19 protein-coding genes are annotated in these 23,661 nt (G+C 72.8%); 8 read left to right on the top strand and 11 right to left on the bottom strand.

What is annotated here, in order from left to right; genetic code table 11:
* Positions 1-79: 79 nt before the first annotated feature.
* A complete protein-coding gene (locus tag A3IC_RS0110040; protein WP_079026363.1) occupies positions 80-1,879 on the bottom strand; it encodes an AAA family ATPase in 1,800 nt (599 codons plus the stop codon).
* 685 nt (positions 1,880-2,564) lie between these two features.
* On the opposite strand from A3IC_RS0110040, the gene A3IC_RS53500 reads away from it, so the two are divergent.
* On the top strand, positions 2,565-3,725 hold the full coding sequence (locus A3IC_RS53500; RefSeq protein ID WP_020549926.1) for a PucR family transcriptional regulator: 1,161 nt from the start codon (positions 2,565-2,567) through the stop codon (positions 3,723-3,725).
* A 241-nt stretch (positions 3,726-3,966) separates the two neighbouring features.
* The gene (locus A3IC_RS53495; protein WP_158695879.1) at positions 3,967-4,332 is read left to right on the top strand and encodes a hypothetical protein; all 366 of its coding nucleotides are present in this window, start codon (positions 3,967-3,969) and stop codon (positions 4,330-4,332) included.
* Between the two features lie 31 nt (positions 4,333-4,363).
* Here A3IC_RS53495 and A3IC_RS0110025 read toward each other — a convergent pair whose 3' ends face one another.
* From A3IC_RS0110025 to A3IC_RS53485, 7 genes are all read right to left on the bottom strand, one after another.
* Entirely contained in the window at positions 4,364-4,900 is a 537-nt protein-coding gene (locus A3IC_RS0110025) for a GNAT family N-acetyltransferase (protein ID WP_020549924.1), read from the bottom strand.
* 197 nt (positions 4,901-5,097) lie between these two features.
* Positions 5,098-5,592: a MarR family winged helix-turn-helix transcriptional regulator gene (locus A3IC_RS0110020; RefSeq protein ID WP_020549923.1), complete on the bottom strand. Its 495-nt coding sequence runs from the start codon at positions 5,590-5,592 to the stop codon at positions 5,098-5,100.
* A 191-nt stretch (positions 5,593-5,783) separates the two neighbouring features.
* Positions 5,784-6,932 carry an acyl-CoA dehydrogenase family protein gene (locus A3IC_RS0110010; protein ID WP_026218077.1) on the bottom strand — a complete coding sequence of 383 codons (1,149 nt, stop codon included), beginning with the start codon at positions 6,930-6,932 and terminating at the stop codon, positions 5,784-5,786.
* A 246-nt stretch (positions 6,933-7,178) separates the two neighbouring features.
* Complete coding sequence (locus tag A3IC_RS0110005) at positions 7,179-8,294, bottom strand: M24 family metallopeptidase (RefSeq protein WP_020549920.1); 1,116 nt, start codon at positions 8,292-8,294, stop codon at positions 7,179-7,181.
* Positions 8,295-8,344: 50 nt separating this feature from the next.
* On the bottom strand, positions 8,345-9,214 hold the full coding sequence (locus A3IC_RS0110000) for a DUF3050 domain-containing protein (RefSeq protein ID WP_020549919.1): 870 nt from the start codon (positions 9,212-9,214) through the stop codon (positions 8,345-8,347).
* A 181-nt stretch (positions 9,215-9,395) separates the two neighbouring features.
* On the bottom strand, positions 9,396-10,505 hold the full coding sequence (locus A3IC_RS53490; RefSeq protein WP_020549918.1) for a CaiB/BaiF CoA transferase family protein: 1,110 nt from the start codon (positions 10,503-10,505) through the stop codon (positions 9,396-9,398).
* Positions 10,506-10,626: 121 nt separating this feature from the next.
* Positions 10,627-11,619 carry a tyrosine-type recombinase/integrase gene (locus tag A3IC_RS53485; RefSeq protein ID WP_052173365.1) on the bottom strand — a complete coding sequence of 331 codons (993 nt, stop codon included), beginning with the start codon at positions 11,617-11,619 and terminating at the stop codon, positions 10,627-10,629.
* 74 nt (positions 11,620-11,693) lie between these two features.
* On the opposite strand from A3IC_RS53485, the gene A3IC_RS0109985 reads away from it, so the two are divergent.
* Positions 11,694-12,134: an Lrp/AsnC family transcriptional regulator gene (locus tag A3IC_RS0109985; RefSeq protein WP_020549917.1), complete on the top strand. Its 441-nt coding sequence runs from the start codon at positions 11,694-11,696 to the stop codon at positions 12,132-12,134.
* 146 nt (positions 12,135-12,280) lie between these two features.
* Entirely contained in the window at positions 12,281-13,903 is a 1,623-nt protein-coding gene (locus A3IC_RS0109980; protein ID WP_020549916.1) for an amidohydrolase, read from the top strand.
* A gap of 23 nt (positions 13,904-13,926) precedes the next feature.
* On the opposite strand, the gene yczE is transcribed toward A3IC_RS0109980, so the two are convergent.
* Positions 13,927-14,538, bottom strand: a complete 612-nt coding sequence (gene yczE, locus A3IC_RS53480) for a membrane protein YczE (protein WP_245599200.1) — start codon at positions 14,536-14,538, stop codon at positions 13,927-13,929.
* A gap of 168 nt (positions 14,539-14,706) precedes the next feature.
* Here yczE and yczR point away from each other — a divergent pair, with 168 nt between their 5' ends.
* From yczR to A3IC_RS53470, 4 genes are all read left to right on the top strand, one after another.
* The gene (gene yczR / locus A3IC_RS53475) at positions 14,707-16,194 is read left to right on the top strand and encodes a MocR-like transcription factor YczR (RefSeq protein ID WP_020549914.1); all 1,488 of its coding nucleotides are present in this window, start codon (positions 14,707-14,709) and stop codon (positions 16,192-16,194) included.
* Positions 16,195-17,007: 813 nt separating this feature from the next.
* Positions 17,008-18,741, top strand: a complete 1,734-nt coding sequence (lnt, locus tag A3IC_RS0109965) for an apolipoprotein N-acyltransferase (RefSeq protein ID WP_079026362.1) — start codon at positions 17,008-17,010, stop codon at positions 18,739-18,741.
* Positions 18,738-19,610: a polyprenol monophosphomannose synthase gene (locus A3IC_RS0109960; RefSeq protein ID WP_020549912.1), complete on the top strand. Its 873-nt coding sequence runs from the start codon at positions 18,738-18,740 to the stop codon at positions 19,608-19,610. Before lnt ends, A3IC_RS0109960 begins: the two co-directional genes overlap by 4 nt.
* Before the next feature lie 4 nt (positions 19,611-19,614).
* The gene (locus A3IC_RS53470; RefSeq protein WP_158695878.1) at positions 19,615-20,175 is read left to right on the top strand and encodes an FxsA family protein; all 561 of its coding nucleotides are present in this window, start codon (positions 19,615-19,617) and stop codon (positions 20,173-20,175) included.
* A gap of 142 nt (positions 20,176-20,317) precedes the next feature.
* Here A3IC_RS53470 and A3IC_RS0109950 read toward each other — a convergent pair whose 3' ends face one another.
* Entirely contained in the window at positions 20,318-20,692 is a 375-nt protein-coding gene (locus tag A3IC_RS0109950; protein WP_020549910.1) for an RNA polymerase-binding protein RbpA, read from the bottom strand.
* 352 nt (positions 20,693-21,044) lie between these two features.
* Positions 21,045-23,564 (bottom strand): ATP-binding SpoIIE family protein phosphatase, encoded by a 2,520-nt coding sequence (locus A3IC_RS62045; RefSeq protein ID WP_052173364.1) that lies wholly within the window; start codon positions 23,562-23,564, stop codon positions 21,045-21,047.
* Between the last annotated feature and the right edge of the window lie 97 nt (positions 23,565-23,661).

Here is a 23,661-nt window from a genome sequence, read left to right as displayed (position 1 = left end):
GCGGCGGGGCGCGTTCCTGCCGAGCCCGGCCATCGGCAAGAAAGCGATGACCGGATAGCCCTACCCGTGCGTCGCCGGGCTATCCCCGGCCGTCCGCCAGATCCCCGTACGCCTGGAACAGGTCGGACAGGCGCAGCGTGGTCAACTCGGCCAGGTCCGGGCCGTCCGGCAACTCGACCAGGCGCACATCACGGTACATGCAGCACTTCTCGTACAGAGTGCGGACGAAGCGGGCGTTGCCCAATTCGTCGATCCAGCCCTGCTCGCGCACGTGGCCGGTGATGCTGCGCAATTCGGCCGCCGCGTCCTCGTCCCATGTGTCCCCACCGCCGGCCGCCATCACCTCGGCGATCCGGGCCAAGTCCTCGGCGCCGTACGAGGGGAACTCGACCCGGGTGGTGAACCGCGACATCAGACCCGGATTCGAGGTGAGCAGCCGGTCCATGCCCTCCGGGTAGCCGGCCAGGATGATCACCAGCCGGTCGCGATCGTCCTCGGCCCGCTTGAGCAGCACCTGGAGCGCCTCGTCGCCGTACGCGTCACCCTTGGAGTAGCCCACGTTGGTCAGGCCGTACGCCTCGTCCACGAACAGCACGCCGCCCAGCGCCGAGTCGATCAACTCGCTGGTCTTGACCGCCGTTTGGCCCAGGTACTCGCCGACCAGGTCGGAGCGTTGCGCCTCGACCAGACGGTCGCTTTCCAGCAGTCCCAGCGCGGCGAAGACCCGGCCGAGCAGTCGGGCCACGGTGGTTTTGCCGGTGCCGGAGGGGCCGGAGAAGACGAAGTGCCGCTTGGGCGCCTGCGCGGGCAGACCCTGGGCCTCGCGCAGCCGGGCCATCCGCATCTGCGCGGACAACGCGCGCACCTGCCGCTTGACCGGCTCCAGGCCGACCATCGACTCCAATTCGGCCAGTACCAGCGCGAGTTCCTCGGGAGCGGCGGCCGGGCGCATCGGCGCGGCGCGGCCGGCCACCCGCACGTCCGCGTCAAGCCGGCGGTCGAGGTCGTCGCCGTCGGGGGTCGGGTCCGGCTCGCGCTCGATCTCGGCGGCGGGCGGCGGCCCGGCCGGTGGGGGAGCGGTCGCGGGTATCGGCGGCAACACGTCCGGGAGCGGGCCCCGGCCGACCACGGGACCGGCCAGGCGCGCGGTCATCCCGCCGTACTCGTCCAGCGGTTCGCCGGCCGCCAGCGAGGACAGCCGTGCGGCGGTGTCCATGAACGAGGGGTCCGCCTGGTGCACGGCCCGGTACAACGGCAGCGCGGCCGGGGTGCGACCGGTCTCCTCGTACGCGCGGGCGAGCCAGTAGCGCAACTCCTTGCGCTGTGGATGCTCCGAGCGGCAGCGCACCAGGGCGGTGGCAAGCACCTGTTCGGCCTTGGCGTACAGACCCAGGCGGACCCGGGCCATGCCGGCGAACAGGCCCGCCTCCACGCCGAGCAGCGCGTCGTCGTCCAAGCCCGCGGTGTGCCGCAGCAGTTGCTGCCAGTCCTTGCCCAGGTAGGCCCGACAGGCGAGGAGGAAGCGGGTGGCCGCGTCCTGTTCGGCGGGTGGGCACAGGGCCAGCGCCGCGTCCAACTCGGGCAGGTGGCGCCCGTCCAACCAGTGCGATGCGTGGGCCAGGGCCAGGTCGCGCGGGGTCTCCAGGACCAGTTGCACCCACCAGCCCAGCCAGTACCAGGAGTTCAGCGGCCGACCGTATTTCGCGCGTTGCTCGCCGAAACGTTCTCGATGGGTGTGCATGGCCACCACGGCGGTGGCCACCTCCACCTTGAGCGCATGCAACCCCAGCCAGGCGTCGGCCATGCCCGGGTCGGCCTCGACCGCGGCCCGGAACTGCACCTCCGCCTGGCCGTATTCGCCGGCGACATAGGCGTCCATGCCGCGCAACCACGCCAGTTCGGCCGGACTTCCGGTGCGTGCGCCACGTTCGGTCTGTCCCACGGTGGACCCCCCTTCCCCCGGCCGGTCCTCTCCGCGTGCCCGTGTCCCCGAGGGGACTTCGAGAGGATGTCGGCCCGCTGCCGATGAATCCCGGTGCGTCCATTCCGCCCGATCGGCGACGCCCCTTAGAGCCTCTCCCGTTCCGCTGCCCGTCACGCCGGCTTGCGCGAGGCGGTCACGGATGGTGTCCGCATCGCCACGCGTTCGTCCCCGCGCATCGTACCGAGCGGGGCCCGGCAATCCGAGGGGCGAACGGTATTTGGGGTGGTGAGGTGCCGCTCTCGGGGGTGGGCGGTGGTGTGCCGGAGCCCGAAGGGCCAAGGGGTGGGCGCCGACCGAACGGACACGGTACGAGGAAGCCCCCGGTCGCGGGGGAACGACCGGAGGCTTCGTCTCGACGCGGGGCCGGGGAACGATTCGGCACTACCGCTGAACCGCAAGCTATGGCGATCCGGACACAACGGTCAAGCACGCCACGCCGGTTGATCTCCGGACGGATCGTGCTCTCCCCGGGCCGGCCGTCGAATCGGGGGATCGTGCGCCCCGCGCACTCCGGGTGTGCACTGCCCGCACGCTCTCCGCGGTGCTGACGCGCTCGTGTTCGTAACGCTACGGTCGGTATATGGGCAACCTCGGGGACGTGGGCGGAGCGGAAACCGGGGGCGAACCACCGCTTCGTCCCGGTGACGACAGCGGCGTCGGGAGCGGGATCGCGCGTGCGGTGGTGGCCGGCGCGACCCCGCGCCGGCTGCCGCCGCGGCGGCGCAAGGCGGTGGGCGGTGGGGCGAGTGCCCCCGAGCCGACGTCGGTGCCGCAGGCCCGGGTGGCGGGGGCCTCGACGGCGTGGGAGGCGGGTGAGGAGTCGTGCCCGCCGTCCGGTTCGGCCGCGGGCGCGGACGCCGCACCGGCCCCCGTCGCTCCGGCGAAGGTCCCGCACCCGGCCGGGCGGCCGATCGTGGAAACCGCGGTCGGGCTCGCGGGCCGACTCGCCCAGGCCGCATCGGATGCCAAGTACCGCAGTGATCTGATGCGCGACCTGCTCAGCGGACGCGGCACCGACCTCACCGGATGGACCGCGCTGCCGAGCGGTCCGCTGCTGGTCGTGGTCGCCGAGGCCGATCCGCCCGCGGCGAGCGGCGACGCGCGGGCGATTCGGGCCGAACAGGAGGCGCTGGCACTCGCCTGGTCCACCGTGGTCGCCGCCCGGGCGCCCGAGGCGGTCGTCGCGGCGTATCCGCGCGAGGTGGTCGTCCTGCTCGGTGCGCCGGACGACGGGCAGTCCGCACGGCTGGTGGCCGAACTCGCGGCGGTGGTGCACGCGGACTGCGCCGGCGTGATCCGCTCGTTCGGCACCGGCATCAGCCGACCGGCGCAATCCCTGGACGCGTTGCCGGCCGCGTACGAACAGGCCCGACGCGCGGTGGCGGCGGGTCGGCGCATCCACGGGCCGGGCGCGGTGGCGGACTTCGACCGGTTGGGCGTCTTCCGGCTGCTGAGTCTGATTCCGGATCCGGGCGAGCTGGACCGCTTCGCGCGCGAGGCGTTGCGCTCGTTGGCCCACCCGCGCGATCCGGAGGCGGCGGACCTGCGGAACACGTTGCAGGCATTGCTGGACACGAACCTCAACGTCGCCGAGACCGCACGCCGGCTCTACGTGCACTACAACACGTTGCGGTATCGGATCACCAAGCTGGAGCGGCTGTTGGGGCCGTTCACCCAGGATCCGCATCTGCGGCTGAATCTGATGATCGCGCTGCAGATCGTGCGCATGCAGGGCGCCTGAGGAGCGACGGCGTCGATGCCGGGGCGGGCGCCGGCGCGGTCGAGGAGGTGCCGGCCGCGGGCGTGATCAAACGAGGATCGACTGCCGAGGCGTTGCTCGGGCTCGGCTCGGTGGGAGGATTGGGGACGATTCCCGCATCGTGCCGATCGGCGTCCGATGGGTACTGCAACGTTCCGGTCGGGCGCACTATCGTCGGCGGAGCGCGCCGTCACCACGGCGCTGTGGCGACAGGGGGAGCCCCATGAGTATCGCCGTAGACGCGCCCGCAGGCACTCGACCGCGCGTTCTCGTCGAGGACTTGGACGACGCGTTCGAACCCGACCCGGATGCGGACCGGTCCACCGGCGAGCGACGGGCGTGCCCGCGGTGCGGCGTGGTGCTGGTCGCGGCAGGCGCCGACGACGCGTCGGTGGTGCCGGACCACGCGGTGTGCCCCAGCGCGCGGGACCCGTTCGGGATTCGCGCCTGCCCGGGCTCGGGCACGGCGTTCGGGGATCCGGTCGACCGGGCCGCCGACCCCACCTCGCCGGCGCCGGCGCGTTCCGTGGTCACGGTGCTCCCGGCGGGCCTGGACTGGCGCGCCCAGCCGTTCTCACACACCACGTGAACCGGCGAGTCGGCCCGTCCCACGCGCCGTGTCACCCCGCCGCCGCGGCCAACCGCATCCGCACATAGTCGCCCCCGGCGGGCCCCGGCCGGTGGTCACCGCTCGGGGACCAGCCGTGGCGGGCGTAGAAGGCCATCGCGCGCTCGTTGCGCCGCCATGCCTCCACGCGCCCCTCGGGCAGCCGCTCCCGGTCCAGGAACCGCACGAAGGCGGCGTGCAACGCGCTGCCGACGCCCTGTCCCCAGTGCCCCGGGAGCACGTGGATCTGGTACAGCTCGCCGGCCGGCCCCGGCACGCGCCCCATCGCCGCGACGCCCACCACACGTTCACCGGCCACCGCGCACACCACCGTCCGGGCGTCGGTGTCGACCGCCCGCCGCCACGCGTCCCGACGGTGGGCGAGGGGGTCCGGGTGGCTCGGGTCCTCGATCTCGTGCTCGGCCGCTCCACCGCTCCGGTAGTAGGCGGCGCGGGCTCGGGTGTGCAGGTCGACGATCACGTCCAGGTCGCCGAGTCGCGCGGGCCGCAGGCACGGGAACGAGTGGGATGGCGTTGTGGGTTCCGTCATGGTCGTCGAGACGCCCCCCGGGCTCCGGCAGTTCCTCGCGCCGACCCGGTGAGGGCGGCGGCCACAACGAGCCGCGCGGAGGAAGTGGCCGGGCCCGGCGACTCGTTCGGCGTGCGGGCCGGCCCCGCACCCGCGGTGCTCGCGCTGCGCCCGCTCGGCCCGTCCGCCGACCCGGCAGCCCGCAACCCACGCGCCGCTCACTGCGGCTCGCGTACGGCCCCGCTCTCGTAGGCGCCCATCGTGCGCACGAACATTGCCCGCTGCTCCGGCGACAGGGGGTCGAAGGCCCGGCGCCAGGCGTCGGCGCCGTTCGCGAGCCAGTTCTCGATCGCGGTCCGGGTCTGCGGATCCTCGGTGATCGCCACGATCGAGCGGCGTCGGTCGGCGGGGTCGGTGTGCCGCTCCAGGACACCCTGCCGACCCAGGTCGCTGACCATCAGGCTGACCGTGGTCGGCGCCACCTCCAGCCGCGCGGCCAGTTCATTGACCGACATCGGGCCGTCGAAGAGCAGATAGGCCAGCAGCGACAGGTGCCGCGGGGCCAGGTTCATCGAGCGCAACCGCTCGGGGATCCGGGTGCGCTTGAGCCGGGCGGCCACCCTCGGCATCAGCAGCAACATCGCCCGGATCGCCTCGTCCGTGCTCAGGCCGTCCTCGGCCTCCGCCGCCGTCGAGGTGCGCTCCGTCGCCATGCCCGCTGCCTCCTCGTGCCCGACCCGTTCGGCTTCGAGTGCGAAGCGCGACTCCCCGGATCCGGCAACCGTACCCGACCCCCGTCACCAGCCCTCGAAGGCACAAACCACCAGGCCCACCGCGGCGACGACGGTCTGCTTCGCCGTCGCGGTGGGCCCGTTCCCGCCGTTTCCGACCAGGCCGCGCGCGCTCATCCGTGCAGCAGCAGGTCCCGCGCGATGACCATGCGTTGGATCTGGTTGGTGCCCTCGACGATCTGGAGGCACTTGGCCTCGCGCAGGTAGCGCTCCGCCGGGAAGTCGGTGGTGTAGCCGTAGCCGCCGAGGATCTGTACCGCGTCGATCGTCACCCGCATCACGGCGTCCGTGCAGAACAGCTTGGCCATCGCCGCCTGGCGGCCGAACGGCAGTCCCGCGTCGCGCAGTCGGGCCGCGGACAGGTAGAGCGCGCGGCCCGCCTCGATCGCGGTGGCCATGTCGGCGAGCATGAAGCGGATGCCCTGCTTGTCGGCGATCGGGCCGCCGAACTGCGAGCGGTTCTTGGCGTAGTCGCTCGCCAGCTCCAGCGCGGCCTGGGCCACTCCGGTGGCGCACGCGGCGATGCCCAGCCGGCCGCAGTCGAGCGCGGCGAGCGCGATCGGGAAGCCCTGACCCTCGGCGCCGATCCGGCGCCGCGCCGGGACCCGGGCGCCGTCCAGGTGGATCTGCGCGGTGGGCGAGGAGCGCATTCCCATCTTGTGCTCGGGCGCGGCGGCGGCCAGGCCCGGTGTCCCGGCGTCGACCAGGAACGCGCTGATCCCCCGCGAACCCTCCGGCGAGGTGCGCGCCAGCACGGTGTAGAAGTCGGCCACGCCGCCGTGTGTGATCCACGCCTTGGTTCCGGTGAGCACGTACTCGTCGTCGTCGGCCACCGCCTTGGTGCTCAGCGCCGCCGCATCCGAGCCCGAGTGCGGCTCGGACAGGCAGTACGCGCCGAGCAGGTCGCCGGACAACATCGCGGGCAGGTGCGCGTCCCGCTGCTCGGTCGTGCCGAACGTGGCGAGCGGGTGGCACGCGAGCGTGTGTACCGACACCCCGAGGCCGATCGCCAGCCATCCGGCGGCCAGTTCCTCGAGCACTTGCAGGTAGACCTCGTACGGCTGCTGGCCGCCGCCGTATTCCTCGGCGTACGGCAGCGACAGCAGTCCGGCGGCGCCGAGGGTCTCGAACACCTCGCGCGGAAAGCGGCCGGCGGCCTCGTCGGCGGCGGACCGGGGGATGATCTCGCGAGCGGTGATCTCCCGGGTGAGGTCGAGCAGGGCGCGGGACTCGTCGGTGGGCAGCGTGCGCGTGACGGGCATGGAGGACGTCCTTCCGTGCGGTCCGGAGGTGGCCGGATCCGGCGGAGACCGGCGGCGGACCGGGTGGGGTTCGCCCCCCGGTCGTTGCGCACGATCGTACGGCGACCGCCCGTGCCCACCCGGTACCCACGCGGTCTCGCCGGCACCCGTCGAGGCGGCCGGCCCGCCCCGGTCCGCGAACGCCGGGCCGATCACGGCCCGTCCGGCGTTCGTGGACGGCGGGTGCGGCCGACCGCCTCGAACGGGTTACAGCACGACCAACCCGTGCGGGCGCAGGTTCATCGGATCGCCGCCGTCCTCCGCGCAGACCACGATGTCCTCGATTCGCGCGCCGTGCGTGCCGGGGATGTAGATGCCGGGCTCGATCGAGAACGCCATGCCCGGCTCCAGGGGCAGGCGGTTGCCCGCGACGATGTACGGCTCCTCGTGGCTCTCCAGGCCGATGCCGTGGCCGGTGCGGTGGATGAAGTACTCGCCGTAGCCCGCCTCGGTGATCATGTCGCGGCCCACCGCGTCGAGTGCCTCGCAGGTCAACCCCGGTCGCACCGCGGCGAGTTGGGCCGCCTGGGCGCGCTCCAGCACGTCGTAGTAGCGGCGGAACTCCGCGGGCGGCTCGCCGACGCTGTAGGTGCGCGTCTCGTCCGAGCAGTAGCCGTCGGCGGTGGTGCCGCCGATGTCGACCACGACCACGTCGCCGGTCTCGATCACCCGGTCGGACACGTCGTGGTGCGGGCTCGCGGCGTTGGGGCCGGAGCCGACGATCACGAAGTCCACCCGGACGTGGCCCTCGGCGATGATCGCGTCGGCGATGTCCGCGCCGACCTCGCGCTCGGTGCGACCCGCCCGCAGCCACTCGCCCACCCGGGCGTGCACCCGGTCGATCGCGGCGCCGGCCCGGCGCAGCGCGGCCACCTCGGCGGCGGACTTGCGCATCCGCAACTCGCGCAACACGTCGCCGGCGAGCGACTGTTTCGCGGCGGGCAGCGCGGCGCGGAAGGCGAGCACCTTCTCCGCCCACATGTGGTTGTCCAGGCCGATCCGGGCCACGCCCGCGGGCAGCCGGTCGGCGATCAGGGCGTACGGGTCGTCGGTCTCGGCCCAGCCGGCCACGTCGATGCCGAGCGCTCCCGCGGGTGACGCGAGGGCTGCGGGCTTCTCCAGGCCGGGTACGACCAGGAACGGGTCGGCGCCGACGGGCACCACCAGGCACGTGAGGCGCTCCAGCGGAAGCGCCTCGTAGCCGGTGAGATAGCGCAGGTCGGCGCCGGGCGAGATGAGCAGGGCGTCCAGTCCCGCGTCGGCGGCTGCCTTCTGGGCGCGGCCGAGGCGGTCTGTGGGGTAGAGGGCTGCGTCGTGGGTCACGCGCCCAACATATGACACGTCACACGGCTCCGGGCAGTCCCGGAACCGGATCAGCGCACCTCGGGGCGGGTCGCGTCGATCGCCGTGCGTACCGCGTCCCACAGGTCGGCGCGGGCGCGCAACGAGACGGTGACGGTGCCGGCGCTCTCGCGCCACGCACGGGCCGGGTCCGCGGTGGCGGTGCACAACTGGGCGAGCAGGCGCAGCGCCATCGGGCCGTGGTCGTCGCCGTCCACCTCGATGTGCCGGGCCAGGTATTCGCCGAACACCGCGAGCCGGCCCTCGTGCACGTCGTCGAGCGCGGTGAGGTGGTCGAACATGCGCGGGATGAGCTCCTCGCGGCCGAGCGCGAAGGACGCGGCGACGCAGTGCAGCGGGGCGTGCTCGACGACCTGCCAGGTACGCGCCACGAACGCGGCGGCGCCGGCGGGTGCCCCGCACGCGGTGACGGCCTCGGGCACCGGGACTCCGTCGACGAGCAGGCCGAGGAAGCGGCGGGCCGGGCGGGTGTCGGCGCCGGCGGCGTCCATCGCGGCGAGGTAGAGCTCGAAATGGCTGAGCGGGCCCAGGGAGGTGGTGTCGCTCTCCTCGCCGAGCACGATCTCGTTGACCATGCGCCGGATCTCCGCGTCCCCGCGCGGCACCCACGGGATCTCGACGCAGGTCAGGCGCCGTTGCAGGCTCTTGAGCAAGGACATGAAGTCCCAGACGGCGAACACGTGGTGCTCCATGAACACCCGGATCGCGGTGATGTCGGTGAGGTCGCGGTAGACGGTGTGGCGGAGCACGCGTTGCCGCACGGGTGCGGTCTCGCCGAGCAGCCGCGCGATGTGATCGCCGTTGGTTGTGCGGGCGCGGTCGGTTGCGTGGGCGCGCGGGAGGGCGGTCCCGATGGTGTCGGTGAGTGCGGTGGTGTCCATGGTTCCTCGCGTGGGTCGGCAGGTGCGGCTACCGATGGTAGAGAGATCGCTACGCGGTGAAACATTTGTCGCGGATTTCCGGGCACGGGTCGAAGAGGCATGCCATGATGCGCTTTTTCGCACCGGGTCCGGCGCCGGGGGGCGCCGAACGGGGTCTCGCGGACCGGTTCGGCTTGCTCGGTCAGGAACCCTGGGCCAGCTTCGCGGCTTCCTCCGAGGGCAGGCCCCAGGATTCCAGGAGGGCGGCGTCGATCCGGCTCGTGGTGTCCCCGGCGGTGGACGGGGTCTCGGACAGTCGGGGGGCCGGAGCGGGTTGGAGTGTGCCGTCGGGCTGGACGAAGGTCTCCCGGGCCCGGTTGTGCGGGTGCTCGGCGGCCTCCTCCCAGGTCAGCACGGGCGTCACGCATGCGTCCAGCGGCTCGAACAGCGCCGCCCACTCGTCCCGGGTGCGGCCGGCGATCACCGCGGCGAACCGCTCGCGCAGGATCGGCCAACCGGCCCGGTCCATCTGTGCCGGCAACTCCTCCTCGGCAAGCCCGAGCCCGGCCAACAACAGGGCGTAGAACTGCGGTTCGATCGCACCGACGGCGAGGTGGCGCCCGTCGGCGGTGGTGTACACGTCGTAGAACGGCGCACCGGTGTCGAGCAGATTGCCACCGGGCTGCTCGGCCCAGCCGCCGAGCCCGCGCATGCCGTGGATGAACGCGCTGAGCAGCGCCGAGCCGTCGGTCATCGCCGCGTCGACGACCTGGCCGCGCCCGGACGTGCGCGCGGCCAGCAGGGCGGCAAGGATCCCGAAGGCGCAGAACATCGCGCCGCCGCCGTAGTCCCCGACCAGGTTCAGCGGCGGGACCGGACGCTCGCCGGTGCGCGCGAAGGAGTGCAACACCCCGGAGATGGAGATGTAGTTGATGTCGTGTCCGGCACGGGGCGCGAGCGGTCCGTGCTGCCCCCAGCCGGTCATCCGGGCGTAGACGAGGGCGGGGTTGTGCTCCAGGCAGACGTCCGGTCCCAGGCCGAGCCGCTCGGCGACACCCGGGCGAAACCCCTCGACGAGCACATCGGCCCCGGCGATCAACCGCAGTACCGAATCCCGCACGGCCGGGTCCTTGAGGTCGACCTCCAGCGTGCCCAACCGCCCGCGTCCGACCACCATCGAGGGCATCGACGCGCCTCCGGGTCGATCCACCCGAATGACGCCGGCGCCGGCATCGGCCAACATCATCCCGACGAACGGCCCGGGTCCGATCCCGGCCAGCTCGACCACCTTGACGCCATCCAGCGCACCCATGCCCACTCCCCACGCGACGCCCAATTGCGTTGCACAGTCAAGCAGACGAACCACCACCTGTCGCCTATGACGACGGACGACGGACGACGGACGACCAAGCGTGGGACGCGAGGGGCAGCCGCTACTCCGAGCCGCCCCCGTGGATGCCCCCGTCCTCGTGACCCGGTTCTCGTTTCGACCCGGCCACGTCGGTGGTGTCCACCGCCCGGCGCAACTGCTCCAGCCGATACGGCACCGGCTCCCAGCCCGGTCGCCCGGCCATGTCCACGTTCAGCCGGACCACGGTGCGCGTGTACGCCCGGGCCAGTCCGCGCGGCATCAGCGGCATTCCGGCGGGCCGGCGGCGGGAGTTGCCGTCCCGATCCGGCACCCCGGAGTGGTTGCCCCGGACCGACACCCACACGGCGGCCACCGATCCCTGCACGTGTCGCACCAGTTCCTCACGTACGTCCAACCAGCGGCCCAGCGCGGCCCGGGTGGGACCGGACAGCGGCAACACCTCGGTGACCGCCGGGTTGACCGAGCGCGCCTGCGGGCGCCGCACGATCCGCACCGTGCGCTCGTCCGGCCCCAGGTCGGTCAGCCGCAGCGCGCACAATTCGCCCACCCGCGCGCCGGTGTCCAGGACCACTCCGATCAGCGCGAACAGCCGGATCCGGCCCGGGTCCGCGCCGCCGCGATCGGCATGCGCGGCCAGCCAGTCCAGCAACAACGATCGCTGCCGGGCGCCCACCGGCGTCTTGAGCTCGGGCATCGCCGGTCGCTCCGGAAGCGCGACCGGCACCGACCCCGCGCGGGCCAGGATCTCCAGGCAGTCCATCCGTACCCGCATGCTCGCCGTCGTGGAGATGCCGGCCCCCGCCACCGCCCGGGTGCGCAGTCGCCCGCTCTGCGCGAGGTCCAGATAGCGCCGCATCGGGTCGGCCGACAACAGCGCGGCGAGCGAGGCGCGGGCCTCGACCGGGAATCCCTCCTGAGCCAATGCGCGGCGCAACTCGCCCACCACCCAACGCAGTTGCCGGGCCCGTGCGGCGGAGGTGTCGGCCCGCGCGGTCACCCGCAGCAGGGCGCGGTCGAGCTGATCCAGCGCTGGGGCACGGTCCTGGGCGGGCATGGGGGCACTGTAACGACGGCCTCCGACGCGGCCCTTGGACGCCACGCCACGCCCCAATGCCCTAGGTTCGTCGTGTGGAGGACCTCGACCGACAGATCGTCAAACTGCTCCTGCAAGACGGGCGGATGAGCTACACCGACCTGGGCAAGGCCACCGGCCTGTCCACCTCGGCCGCACACCAACGCGTGCGCCGACTCGAACAACGCGGCATCATCCGCGGCTACGCCGCCGTGGTCGACACCGAGGCCATCGGCCTGCCGCTGACCGCGTTCATCTCGGTCAAACCCATCGACCCCAGTGCCCCCGACGACGCCCCGGAGCGGCTGGCGGACCTCGAGGAACTGGAGGCGTGCCACAGCGTCGCGGGGGACGAGAGCTACATCCTCAAGGTCCGCGTGCCGACTCCGGGGGACCTGGAGACGCTGCTGGCCCGCATCCGGCTCCAGGCGGGCGTGTCCACTCGCACCACGGTGGTGCTGTCCACCCCGTACGAGGCGCGCGCCCCCCGGTTCTGACCCCGGGGGCCCGCATCACGCCGCGCCGCGCCGGTCGGACGAGGCTGCCCCGCGCCGCTTTCCGAAGGCCGGCGCGGGGCGCGTCACACCCCCGAAGGGGTGACCTCCGGCCGGAGGCCGGGTCGGGGCGGGCCACACTGGTGGCCATGACCACGCTCCTCCTGCGCAACGGCGCCGTGCACAGTCCGGCCGATCCCTTCGCGACCGCCATGGTCGTCGAGAACGACACCATCGCCTGGATCGGCGCCGAGGGGGCCGCCGCGGCCCACGTCGACGCGGTCGACGCGGTGCTCGACCTGGCGGGCGCGCTGGTGACACCCGCGTTCGTGGACGCGCACGTGCACGCCACCGCCACGGGGCTCGCACTGACCGGGCTCGATCTGACCGGCGCACCGTCGCTCGCCTACGCGCTCTCCGCGCTGGAGGACCACGCCAAGCGGCGCGGCCTGTACGGAGTGGGCCACGTGCTGCTCGGCCACGGCTGGGACGACACCGCCTGGCCGGAGGGACGCCCGCCCACCCCCGCCGAGTTGGACCGGGCCACCGGCGGCGCCACCGTCTACCTCTCCCGTACCGATGTGCACTCCGCCGCGTGCTCGCCCGCGCTGCTCGCCCTGGTCCCGGGCGAGCACGGCGACGCGCCGTTGGCCGGCAGCGTGCATCACGCGGCGCGGGCCGCCGCCAACGCCGCGCTGACGTCGGCCGATCGCATCGCCGCGCAGCGGGTCGCGCGGGCCCGGGCGGCGGCGCTGGGCATCGGCACGGTGCACGAGTGCGGCGGGCCGGAGATCGCCGGCGAGGCCGACTTCCGGGCGCTGCTGGCGCTGGCCCGGGACGAGGCCGGCCCGGACGTGGTCGGCTACTGGGGCGCGCTCGCCGACGACGCCGAGCACGCCCGCACGCTGCGCGCCGACCTGGGCGCGCACGGCCTCGGCGGCGACCTGTTCATCGACGGCTCGCTCGGCTCGCACACCGCGTGCCTGCACGCGCCCTACTCCGACGACCCGGCCGCCGGCACCGGCCTGACCCACCTCGCGGCCGAACAGGTCGCCGCCCACCTCGCCGCGTGCACCCGAGCCGGCGTCCAGGCCGGCTTCCACGCCATCGGCGACGCCGCGATCGGCGCGGTCACCACCGCCGCCCGCACCCTGATCCAGGGCCCGCACGGCGCGACCTTCCGGGCGCTGCGACACCGGGTCGAACACGCCGAACTGCTCGATGCCAAGGCCGTCGCGGCGTTCGCCGAACTGGGCCTGACCGCCTCCGTACAACCCGCCTTCGACGCCGCGTGGGGCGGCCCGGACGGCATGTACGTACGCCGCCTGGGCGCCGAACGCGCCGCGCTGATGAACCCGTTGGCCGCGCTGAGCGCCGCCGGCGTACCGCTCGCGTTCGGCTCGGACGCGCCGGTGACCCCGCTCGACCCGTGGGGCACCGTGCGCGCCGCCGCCTTCCACCGCACGCCGGAGCAACGCATCAGCGTGCGCGCCGCGTTCGCCGCGCACACCCGAGGCGGCCACCGGGCGACCGGTCGCGACGACGCCGGTGTGCTGGTTCCCGGCGCACCCGCCACGTACGCGGTGTGGGACACCACCGAGCTGGTCGTCCAGGCCCCGGACAGCCGACTCTCCGGCTGGTCCACCGACCCGCGCTCGGGCACCCCCGGGCTGCCCGACCTGGCGCCCGAGCTGCCGCTGCCGCGCTGCCTGCGCACCGCGGTGCGGGGCACCACGGTGTACGAGGCCGAGGGAGCCCTCGGCCGGACCTGACCCCCGCCCCCGTGCGCGCGGGCCTAGCCGGCCGGCGCCGGGGCCGGCGTCCCGGGCTGCTCCGCGACCGGAGCGACCGGACCCGGCTCCCCGGCCGCGACCGGCTCGGCCCGCCGCTCGGGAACGGTCAGCAGCGGCAGGAAGACCTGCACCAGCGGCCCGATGGTCAGCGCGTACAACACGGTGCCCAACCCGAGCGACCCGCCCAGGACGAAGCCCACCACCAGGACGGTCACCTCGATGCCGGTACGGATCAGCCGCACCGAACGCCCGGTGATCCGCACCAGCCCGGTCATCAGCCCGTCCCGCGGACCCGGACCCAGCCGCGCGCCGATGTACGCACCGCCCGCCACCGCGTTCAGCACCACTCCGAAGACCAGGAAGGCCAATTGCCAGCCGAACGGGTCCGGCGCGGGCAACCAGCGCAGCGAGGCGTCCACGGCGATGCCGATCACCAATACGTTGCTCACCGTGCCCAGGCCCGGCCGCTGGCGCATCGGCCACCACAGCAGCAGCACCGCGGCGCCCACCACGATCGTCACCACGCCGAAGCTCCACCCGGTGCGCTCCGCGAGCCCCTGGTGGAACACGTCCCACGGGTCCAGGCCCAGCTCGGCCCGGATCATCAACGCCATGCTGAACCCGTACAGCGTGAGCCCCGCGTACAACTGGATCAATCGCCGGACCCACGACCAAGCCACCGCGCACCTCGTTCGTCACCTGACTGCCAATAAAGAGCCAACGGTGAAACAATCGCCGACACCGGATCACGGATCCATAGCCAATTCGACAGGAGTGGACTGATGAGTGCGCCTCACCTGACCGTCAGCAGCACCCGCCTCGCCGACCTCCTGCACCCCTGGACCACCACGACACAGTCCGCGGCGCGCACCGGCCCGGCGTACCGCACGCTCGCCGATCGCATCCGCGCGCTGCTCCTGGACGGTCGGATCCCGCTGACCGCGCGCCTGCCCGCCGAACGCGGCCTCGCCGACCGACTGGGCATCAGCCGCACCACGGTCGCCGCCGCCTACGAACTCCTGCGCACCGACGGCTACCTGACCAGCCGCCGCGGCTCCGGCAGTTGGACCACGCTGCCCGGCACGCACACCGAGATCCCCACCCGAGGGCTGAGCCCGAGCACCACCACCGGCGTGATCGACCTCGGCGTCGCGGCCCTGCCCGGCCCCGGCCGCGCCCTGCACCAGGCGGTCGCCGACGCCACCGACTCGCTGCCCACCTACACCACCGGCCACGGCTACCTGCCCGGCGGCCTGCCGGTCCTGCGCGACACGCTGGCCCAGCGCTACACCCGCCGCGGCGTGCCCACCACGCCCGACCAGATCCTGGTCACCCCCGGCGCGCTGGCCGCGGTGACCCTGGTGCTGCGCACCCTGGCCGGCCCCGGCGACCGGGTCGCGGTGGAATCGCCCACCTACGCCAACGTGCTGGACGCCATCCGGCAGGCCGGGAACCGGCTCGTCCCGGTGCCGATGACGGACACCGGCTGGGACGTGGAGACCTGGCGCGACACCCTGCGCACGGCCGCGCCCCGACTGGCCTACCTGATCCCGGACTACCAGAACCCGACCGGCCACCTCGCGGACGCCGGCATCCGCCGCACGCTGGCGGACCTGGCCCGCAACACCGGGACCACGCTGATCATCGACGAGACGTGCTTCGACCTGGCCCTGGACATCGATCCGGCGGACCGGCCGCTGCCGATGGCCGGGTTCGACCGGACCAACAACGTGGTCACCATCGGGTCCACCTCGAAGACCTTCTGGGGCGGCCTGCGGATCGGCTGGATCCGGGCCACCCCGGACCTGGTCCGCCGGATCGCGGCCACCCGCGCGTCCTTCGACGTCGGCGCGCCCGTGCTGGACCAACTGGTCACCCACCACCTGATCACCGACCACGAGGACGCGATCCTGGAGAGCCGACTGCCGGCACTGCGCGCCGCCCGGGGCGCGCTCGCCGACGCGCTCGCCGACCGGTTGCCCGACTGGACGTTCGCGATGCCGGTCGGCGGCCTGTCGCTGTGGGTGCGCACCGACGGCACCTCCAGCCTGACCCTGGCCGAGGCCGCGGCCCGGCACGGCGTGCGCATCGCGGCGGGCACCCATTTCGGCACGGACGGGACCTTCGAGCACCACGTGCGGCTGCCGTACGCACACGACCCGGCGACGCTGACCGAGGCGATCCGCCGGCTGGCGACCGCCGTCGGCGAGACCGAACGCAGCCGCCCCGGCGCCTACACGGGCTTCTCGGGGGCGGCCTGCCTGGCCTGAACCGGTGGCCCGACTCGTCGATGTGGGTGAACGCACCCCGGGTGCTCGCTCGCGCGGTGGGCCCCGACCCGTGTACAACACCATGGGAGCCCGCAACGCGCGCGACACGCCGACACGACCGCCACCCCGATCCGGGCCGACCGCCACGCGAGCGGCCCGCCGAAGGGGTACGGAAGCCTCGTCAGGGCCCATTAGGGGAACGATTGCGCCACCCGGCGGGCGCACACCACCCACACCAGTGCGCACCACCCCGGCCGCTGACCTGCGCCGATACCGTATTCGTGCAGGTCAGTGCGATGTTGACACCGCGCCCGCATCGCCCAGTACGTTCGACCCGGTCCACCGCAGGACGACCGGCAGGAGAACACCCTCCCCGAGCACGCGCACGCCTCCGGGCCACAGGTGGCACAGCCACCGGGCGCCAGGTCCGGAACCGGCATGACACGCGCCCGGGAGGCCGCCCCACGCGGCCACGAACGGCAGAGCGGCACCCGTGCAGCCGCCCCGCCGGACGCGAGCACACCCCGTGCCGGAAGGTGGGACCGCGGCGGAGCCCGGTCGCCCAGTAGACAACGACCACCGCGACCGACAGCCAGCCGGTCCGGGGCCGGCCCGAAGGGCGACCGAGCTCCCGCCGTCACCACCCCACCACCGAGCACGAGCCGAAACCGAACTCCCACCTCGAACGTTGTAACGTCACTGCATCACCCGACCGGCGCAATTCCGTGCCGCGTGCGGCAGCAGCGATCCGCAACGACCCAGCGAGGGGGCCCCACGGTGCCGCAGCTCGACAGCACCACAGTGCCCGAGGGCATGTCGCCCCCGGAGCCGGCACCCGCTCGCAAGCAGCGTCTGCGCCGCACCCGCGCCACCGCCGTGAGCATCTACCGCCGCCCCGTCCGCCCGGTCACCGCACTGGTCAGCGGCCTGCTGCTCGCGCTCGCGTTCCCGCCCTACGACATCTGGCCGCTGAGCATCCTCGCGGTCGCCGCGCTCGGCATCGCGGTACACGGGCAGCGCACCCGCACCGGCTTCGGCTACGGCCTGCTGTTCGGCCTGCCGTTCATGCTGTGGCTGCTCAAGTGGCTGCGGGTGGTGGGACCGGACGCGTGGATCGTGCTGTCCGTGGTGCAGGCGCTGTACATCGCCGCGTTGGCCGCCGCGCTGACCCTGATCGGCCGACTGCGACTGTGGCCGCTGTGGACCGCGTGCCTGTGGGTCGCCGAGGAACTGGTGCGCGACCGCGTCCCGTTCGGCGGCTTCCCCTGGGGCCGACTGGCGTTCGCCAACACCGCGACGCCGTTCACCCCGATCGCCGCGCTCGCCGGCGCCCCCGGGGTGACCTTCGCCGTCGCCCTCACCGGCGCCCTGCTCGGCTGGGCCGCACTGCGCCTGTACGGGCTCTACGCGAGTTCCGGCGACGCTCCGGCCGCGGAGAGCCCGCAGGGCCCGGAGAGCGCTCGTACGCCGCGCAGCGCCGTTCCGTTGGCCCTGGGCGCCATCGGCCTGGCGATCGCCGTCCCCGCGAGCGCCTACGCGGTCCCCATACCCACCGGAGGCGACGCCGCCGGCCCCGACACCGCGACCATCGCGGTCATCCAGGGCAACGTCCCGCGCACCGGCCTGGACTTCCTCGGCCAACGGCGCGCGGTCCTGGACAACCACGTCCGGCAGACCCACAAGCTGGCCGCCGACGTGCGCGCGGGCAAGGTGAAGAAGCCCGAACTGGTGATCTGGCCGGAGAACTCCTCCGACCTGAACCCGTTCGAGGAACGCGACGCGTACGCGCTCATCGACGGCGCGGTCAAGGACATCGGCGTCCCCGTGCTCACCGGCGTCCTGGTCGCCGGCCCCGACGCCACGCACATCCAGAACCAGGGCATCGTGTGGGACCCGGTCACCGGCCCCGGCGCCTCCTACACCAAGCGCCACCCGGTGCCGTTCGGCGAGTACATCCCGATGCGCGAACTGCTCACCAAGTTCATCAGCCGGCTCGAACGCGTCCCGCGCGACTTCTACCCCGGCAAGACCGTCGGCGTCATGCAACTGGGCCCGGCCCGGATCGGCGACGTGATCTGCTTCGAGATCGCCTACGACAACGTCACCCGCGAAGCCGTCACCCACGGCGGCCGAGTCCTGGTCGTACAGACCAACAACGCCACCTACGGCCGCACCGGGCAGCCCGAGCAGCAACTCGCGATGTCCAGGCTGCGCGCGATCGAGCACGGCCGCGCGGTGCTGATCGCGGCCACCTCCGGAATCAGCGCGATCGTCATGCCGGACGGAAAAGTGGTCGAACGCACCCGCGAATTCACCGCGGACACCCTGGTCATGGACGTTCCGCTGCGCGACGACCGCACACTCGCCACGCGACTCGGTTCGGCTCCCGAGTGGATCCTGGCTATCGTCGGTCTTCTCGCCTGCGCGTACGGCATCCTCCGCCGTCGACGCAAGCCCTGGATCACCACCCCCGGCATCCCGCCGACCCCCGCCGACGCCGGCGTCGACACCCACGCCGACGCCAACGCCATCAAGGAGATGATGTGACCGACAGCGAGCAGACCAGCTTCGCCGATCTCGGCAAGGTGCTCGTCATCATCCCCACCTACAACGAATCGGAGAACATCGAGCCGATCGTCGCCCGCCTGCGCGCCGCGGTGCCCGACGTCGACGTGCTGATCGCCGACGACAACAGCCCCGACGGCACCGGCGACATCGCCGACACGCTCGCCGAGCACGACCCGCACATCCAGGTGATGCACCGGGCCGGCAAGGAGGGCCTGGGCGCCGCCTACATCGCGGGCTTCCGCTGGGGCATCGACCGCGGCTACGACATCCTGGTGGAGATGGACGCGGACGGCTCGCACCAGCCCGAGCAACTGCCGCGCCTGCTCGAAGCGGTGCGCGACGCGGACCTGGTGCTCGGCTCGCGCTGGGTCCCCGGCGGCGGCGCGGTCAACTGGCCCGGCCACCGCAAGCTCATCTCCAAGGGCGGCAGCACCTACTCGCGGCTGATGCTCGGCGTCGACATCCACGACGTCACCGGCGGTTTCCGGGCCTTCCGCAAGGACACCCTGCTCGGCATCGGCCTGGACGAGGTCGCCTCGCAGGGCTACTGCTTCCAGGTGGACCTGGCCTGGCGGGCGATCCGCAAGGGCTACCGCGTCCTGGAGGTGCCGATCACCTTCATCGAACGCGAGCGCGGCAACAGCAAGATGAGCAACTCGATCGTCGCCGAGGCGCTGTGGCGAGTCACCGCGTGGGGCGTCGGCCGCCGGGTGGGCAAGTATCCGAACGAGAGCACCCCCGAGACCGCCGACGCCCACCCCGAGGCCACCGGTGGCACGGGGAGCACCGACGGCACCGGCTCCGCCGGCACTACCGGCACCACCGGTAGCACCCCGCCGAGGACGTGATTCCGTGAGTACCCCGATGCGCCGAGCGGCCAAGCTCCTGCCGATCATCGCGCTGCCGCTGGCCGAGATCTACGTGATCAGCCGGGTCGGCGGCGCCATCGGGGCCGGCCGGACCTTCCTGCTGATCCTGGCCGGCATCGCGCTGGGCTCGCTGGTGATCCGCTACGAGGGTCGTCGGGTGCTGACCCGGCTTCGTGAGCTCGGCGAACAGGCGCAGCGCGAAGGCCAGAGCGACCCGACCGCGCTCGCGGCCCAGGGCAAGGAGGTGACCAGGGCCGCCGCCGACGCGGGCGTGGTCATCCTGGGCGGCATCCTGCTGATCATCCCCGGGTTCATCACCGACGTGCTGGGCCTGCTGTGCGTGCTGCCGTTCACCCGGCCGCTGATCCGGCGACTGATCGGCACGGTGGTGGCCGCCAAGGTGGCGAACAGCCCGCGCTTCTCCGGCGTGGTGCGCGAGGCGCGGATCCACCGCCCGGACGGCAAGATCGTGCGCGGCGAGGTGATCGACCCGCAGGACGTGCGCCGCGACGAGGACCCGCCGCCGCCGCGCGAGCTGCCCTGAGGGCGCACGCTCGGATACGGCTCGACCGAAGACGGCACGACGCCCGGGGCGCCACGATCGTGAGATCGTCGGCGCCCCGGGCGTCGGTGCCACCTGTCGACGGGGTCCGCACGCGCCCGGACCGGGCTCGCGCGGTGCTCGCTCAGGCGCTCTTGCGGTTGTCGCGCGGATCGTGGTGGAGGTTGATCCCACCCGACCGCAACACGGCGAGGCGCTCGGCGAGCACCTCTTCCAGCTCTTCCCGGGTACGCCGCTCCATGAGCATGTCCCAGTGTGTACGCGTCGCCTTGTTCTTCTTTTCCTCCGGCGGCGTGCCGTCCACCAACTGCGCGACCGCACCGCAGTTGCGGCACTCCCACGTCGAGGGGATCTCCGCCTCGACGGAGAACGGCATCTCGAAGCGGTGCCCCCTGGGGCAGTCGTATTCCACGGTGCGACGCGGCGCCAGATCGATACCGCGATCGGTCTCGTAGCTGGTGGCGCCAAGGCGTGTGCCGCGGAGAGCTCGCTCACTCATGAATCGTGCCTCCTGGCTTGTCTACCCACATCGACAGGTCTTGCTGTCTCGTTCGTTTGCAGAACGCGTGACGGGCCCCGAAGATTCCCGACCGAGGGGTCGGTGGGGGGGAGCCGGGGTTCGTGACGTTGGGTAGCTACCCGAAAACGGATGATTCATTACATCAATGGGAGAAAGTGACATAAAACTCGCCTGGTCGGCTCGGGAATCGTCGAGGTGAGCCTGCCCGGTCCGCGCGTCGCCACGCACAGCGAAGGCGGGGGCGCCCGTCGGCCCGGCTCGTGGCGGCCCGGCACGGTGTGGGTGGGGCGGGTGTGGCGGATGGTCCCGACGGCCGCGGGCGAGGCGGGCCTCAACGATCGCGGATCTCCGCCCAGACGATCTTTCCGGTGTCGGTGGGACGCACGCCCCAATCGGTGGTCAGACCGGCCACGATGCACAGCCCCCGATGTCGTTCGTCGTGGCCGGGCGAGGCGATCTCCTTGGGCAGCCGGCCGTCGTGGTCGACCACCTCGACGATCAGCCGGCCGGGGTGGTGGCGCAGCCGCAGTTCCATCGGCGTACGGGCGTGCTCGGCCGCGTTGGAGACGAGTTCGGTGACCACCGAGCACGTGGTGTCGCTGTGGTCGGTCAGCTCCCAGCGGCCCAGCGTGGCGCGGACGAAGTCGCGCGCCTCGCGGGCCGAGCGCGGCGTGGGTGGCAGATCCAGGCCCGCGGTGCGCTCGACGCTGTGCCGGGCACGCACCAGCAGCAGCGCCACGTCGTCGGGCTCCTGGCCGGTGAGCATGGTCTTGGTGAGCAGGTCGGCGACATCGGCGACGTTGTGGGCGCCGCCGGTGGCGCTGTCGATGTGCTCGGTCAGTTCCTGGAGCCGGTCGGTGAGCGAGGCGTCGTGCGACTCGACCAGGCCGTCCGTGTACAGCAGGAGTTGGTCGCCGGTGTCGAAGCCGACCACCGCGTCGTCGAAGGTGGTGCCGTCCAGGCCGAGCGGGACGCCGAGGTCGTCCTCCAGGAGTTCGACCTTGCCGTCGGCGCCGATCAGGGCGGGCGGCAGATGGCCGGCGTTGGACCAGTGGATGGTGGCGTCGCCGGGATCGTAGACCGCGTACACGCAGGTGATGATCTGGTCCTCGCCGCCGAGCCCGGTGACCAGGCGGTTGAGGTGGCGCATCACCTGTCCGGGCGGCAGGTCCATCACCGCGTACGCCCGCACCGCGGCGCGGAGTTGGCCCATCACGGCGGCGGCTTGGAGACCTCGGCCCATCACGTCGCCGACCACCAGGGCGATCCGGCCGGCCGACAGCGGGATCACGTCGAACCAGTCGCCGCCGACCTGTTGGCCCTTGGCGCCGGGCAGGTAGCGGAAGGCGATGTTGAGTTCGTCCAGGTCGGGCGGGACCTGCGGAAGCAGGCTGCGCTGGAGTTCGACGGCGGTGTCGCGGACGCTGCGGAACAGCCGGGCGTTCTCGATCGCGGTGGCGGCCTGCGCGGCGATGCCCAGGGCGAGTTGTTCGTCGCGCTCGGTGAACACGTCGGCGCGGGTGTGGCAGAACGAGAACGCGCCGAGGTCCTCGCCGGTGGCCGTGGTCACCGGGATGGTCAGCAGACTGCGTACGGGTGCCTGCCCGTCGGCGCTGATCCGATAGGGCAGCAGTCGGCCGGCGGCGGGATCCTCGGTGAGGTCGCCGCGGCGCACGGTGACCGGCGGCGCTGTGGTGGTCTGCGGTCGACTGCGCGCGGCGAGGGAGGGCCGCGGCCGGGGCAGGCGGTCGATCAGGGTCGGATCCGGGCTGGTGACCGCGTAGCGGGTGTCCGCGACGCCGCCGGTGTCGTAGTCGATGTAGCGGAAGATGCCGTGCTCGGCGGCGATCACCGAAGTGGCGGCGTCGGTGGCGGCCTGGACCAGGCGTTCGAGGTTGAGTTCGCGGGTGAGCTTTTGGCCGACGCTGTAGAGGGTCTCGACGATGCGGGTTTCCTGGTCGAGTCGACGCTGCTTGTGCGCCAGTTGCTCCTGTTGCGAGCGGACCCGGTCGCGGGCGTCCTCGGCGACCAGGGCCTGTTGCGCGGTGGTGCCCTCGTGCGCGGCGAGGAGTTGTTCCAGGGCGTCCAGGCGCGCGGCGGCCACGTGGGTGGTGGGGGTGTGCTGGGAGGGGCCGCCGGCGAACAGCGGCGCGGTGTTGAGCGGGAGCAGGGCCAACCGGGTGGACACGGCGACGGTGCGAAAGAGTTCGGCGATCCGGGACGGGACGTGTACGCGGGTGAACATCAGCACCGTGAACAATTCGCCGTCGGGCAGCTTGCCGGCGTAGCCGACCACGGATTTTATGCCGCTCGCCCGGATGAACTCCTTGTCCGGGACGGCGTCGTCGGCGAGCGCGTCCGGGATGTGGTGGATGTCGTGCCGGTCCCACTCGTTGTCGGTGGGCAGCGGCCCGGCCACGATCTCCTCGGCGGTGAGCCCGAGTTGGCCCAACATGGCGCTGATCATCGGCGCCCGGCGGACCGCGTTCGCGTTCGGGAAGGCGACCACCTGGTGGTGGCGCGATCGGGTGCGGTCGCACCAGTCGCGCTGGTCGCCGATGGTGGCCAACAGGGTGAGGCAGCGCAGATCGGGGTGCGGGGTGAGGTCGGGTTGTCGGCGCAGCGCGCGCTGTTCCAGGTCGGGGGTGAGGTGGCGCCAGGGCATGGTCTGGAACAGGCGGACGAGGACGAGTTGGGGCTCCCCGGTGTGCGGGTCGCGGAAGGTGGTGCGCAGGTGCTGCACGATCGCGCGGGCGGCGTCCTCGGTGGTGGCCGAGTCGGCGGTGACCTGGCGCAGTTCGGAGCTGCACACGACCATGTCGCTGACGGTGAAGTTGGCGAGGTCGAACACTGGGCGTCCACGTCCTCCGTGGGGGTGCGGGCCCCCATCATGGCGCGCGAGTGGGGACGGAGTGGTGCGTTTTGGGTATTTGCCGGTGCGCCGGGCG

Origin of the sequence: Embleya scabrispora DSM 41855, from assembly GCF_000372745.1 — a bacterium.
In the GTDB taxonomy this organism is placed as follows: Bacteria; Actinomycetota; Actinomycetes; order Streptomycetales; family Streptomycetaceae; genus Embleya; species Embleya scabrispora.
The sequence above is the reverse complement of the archived record's forward strand: the minus strand, read 5'-3'. Positions and strand labels throughout refer to the sequence as shown.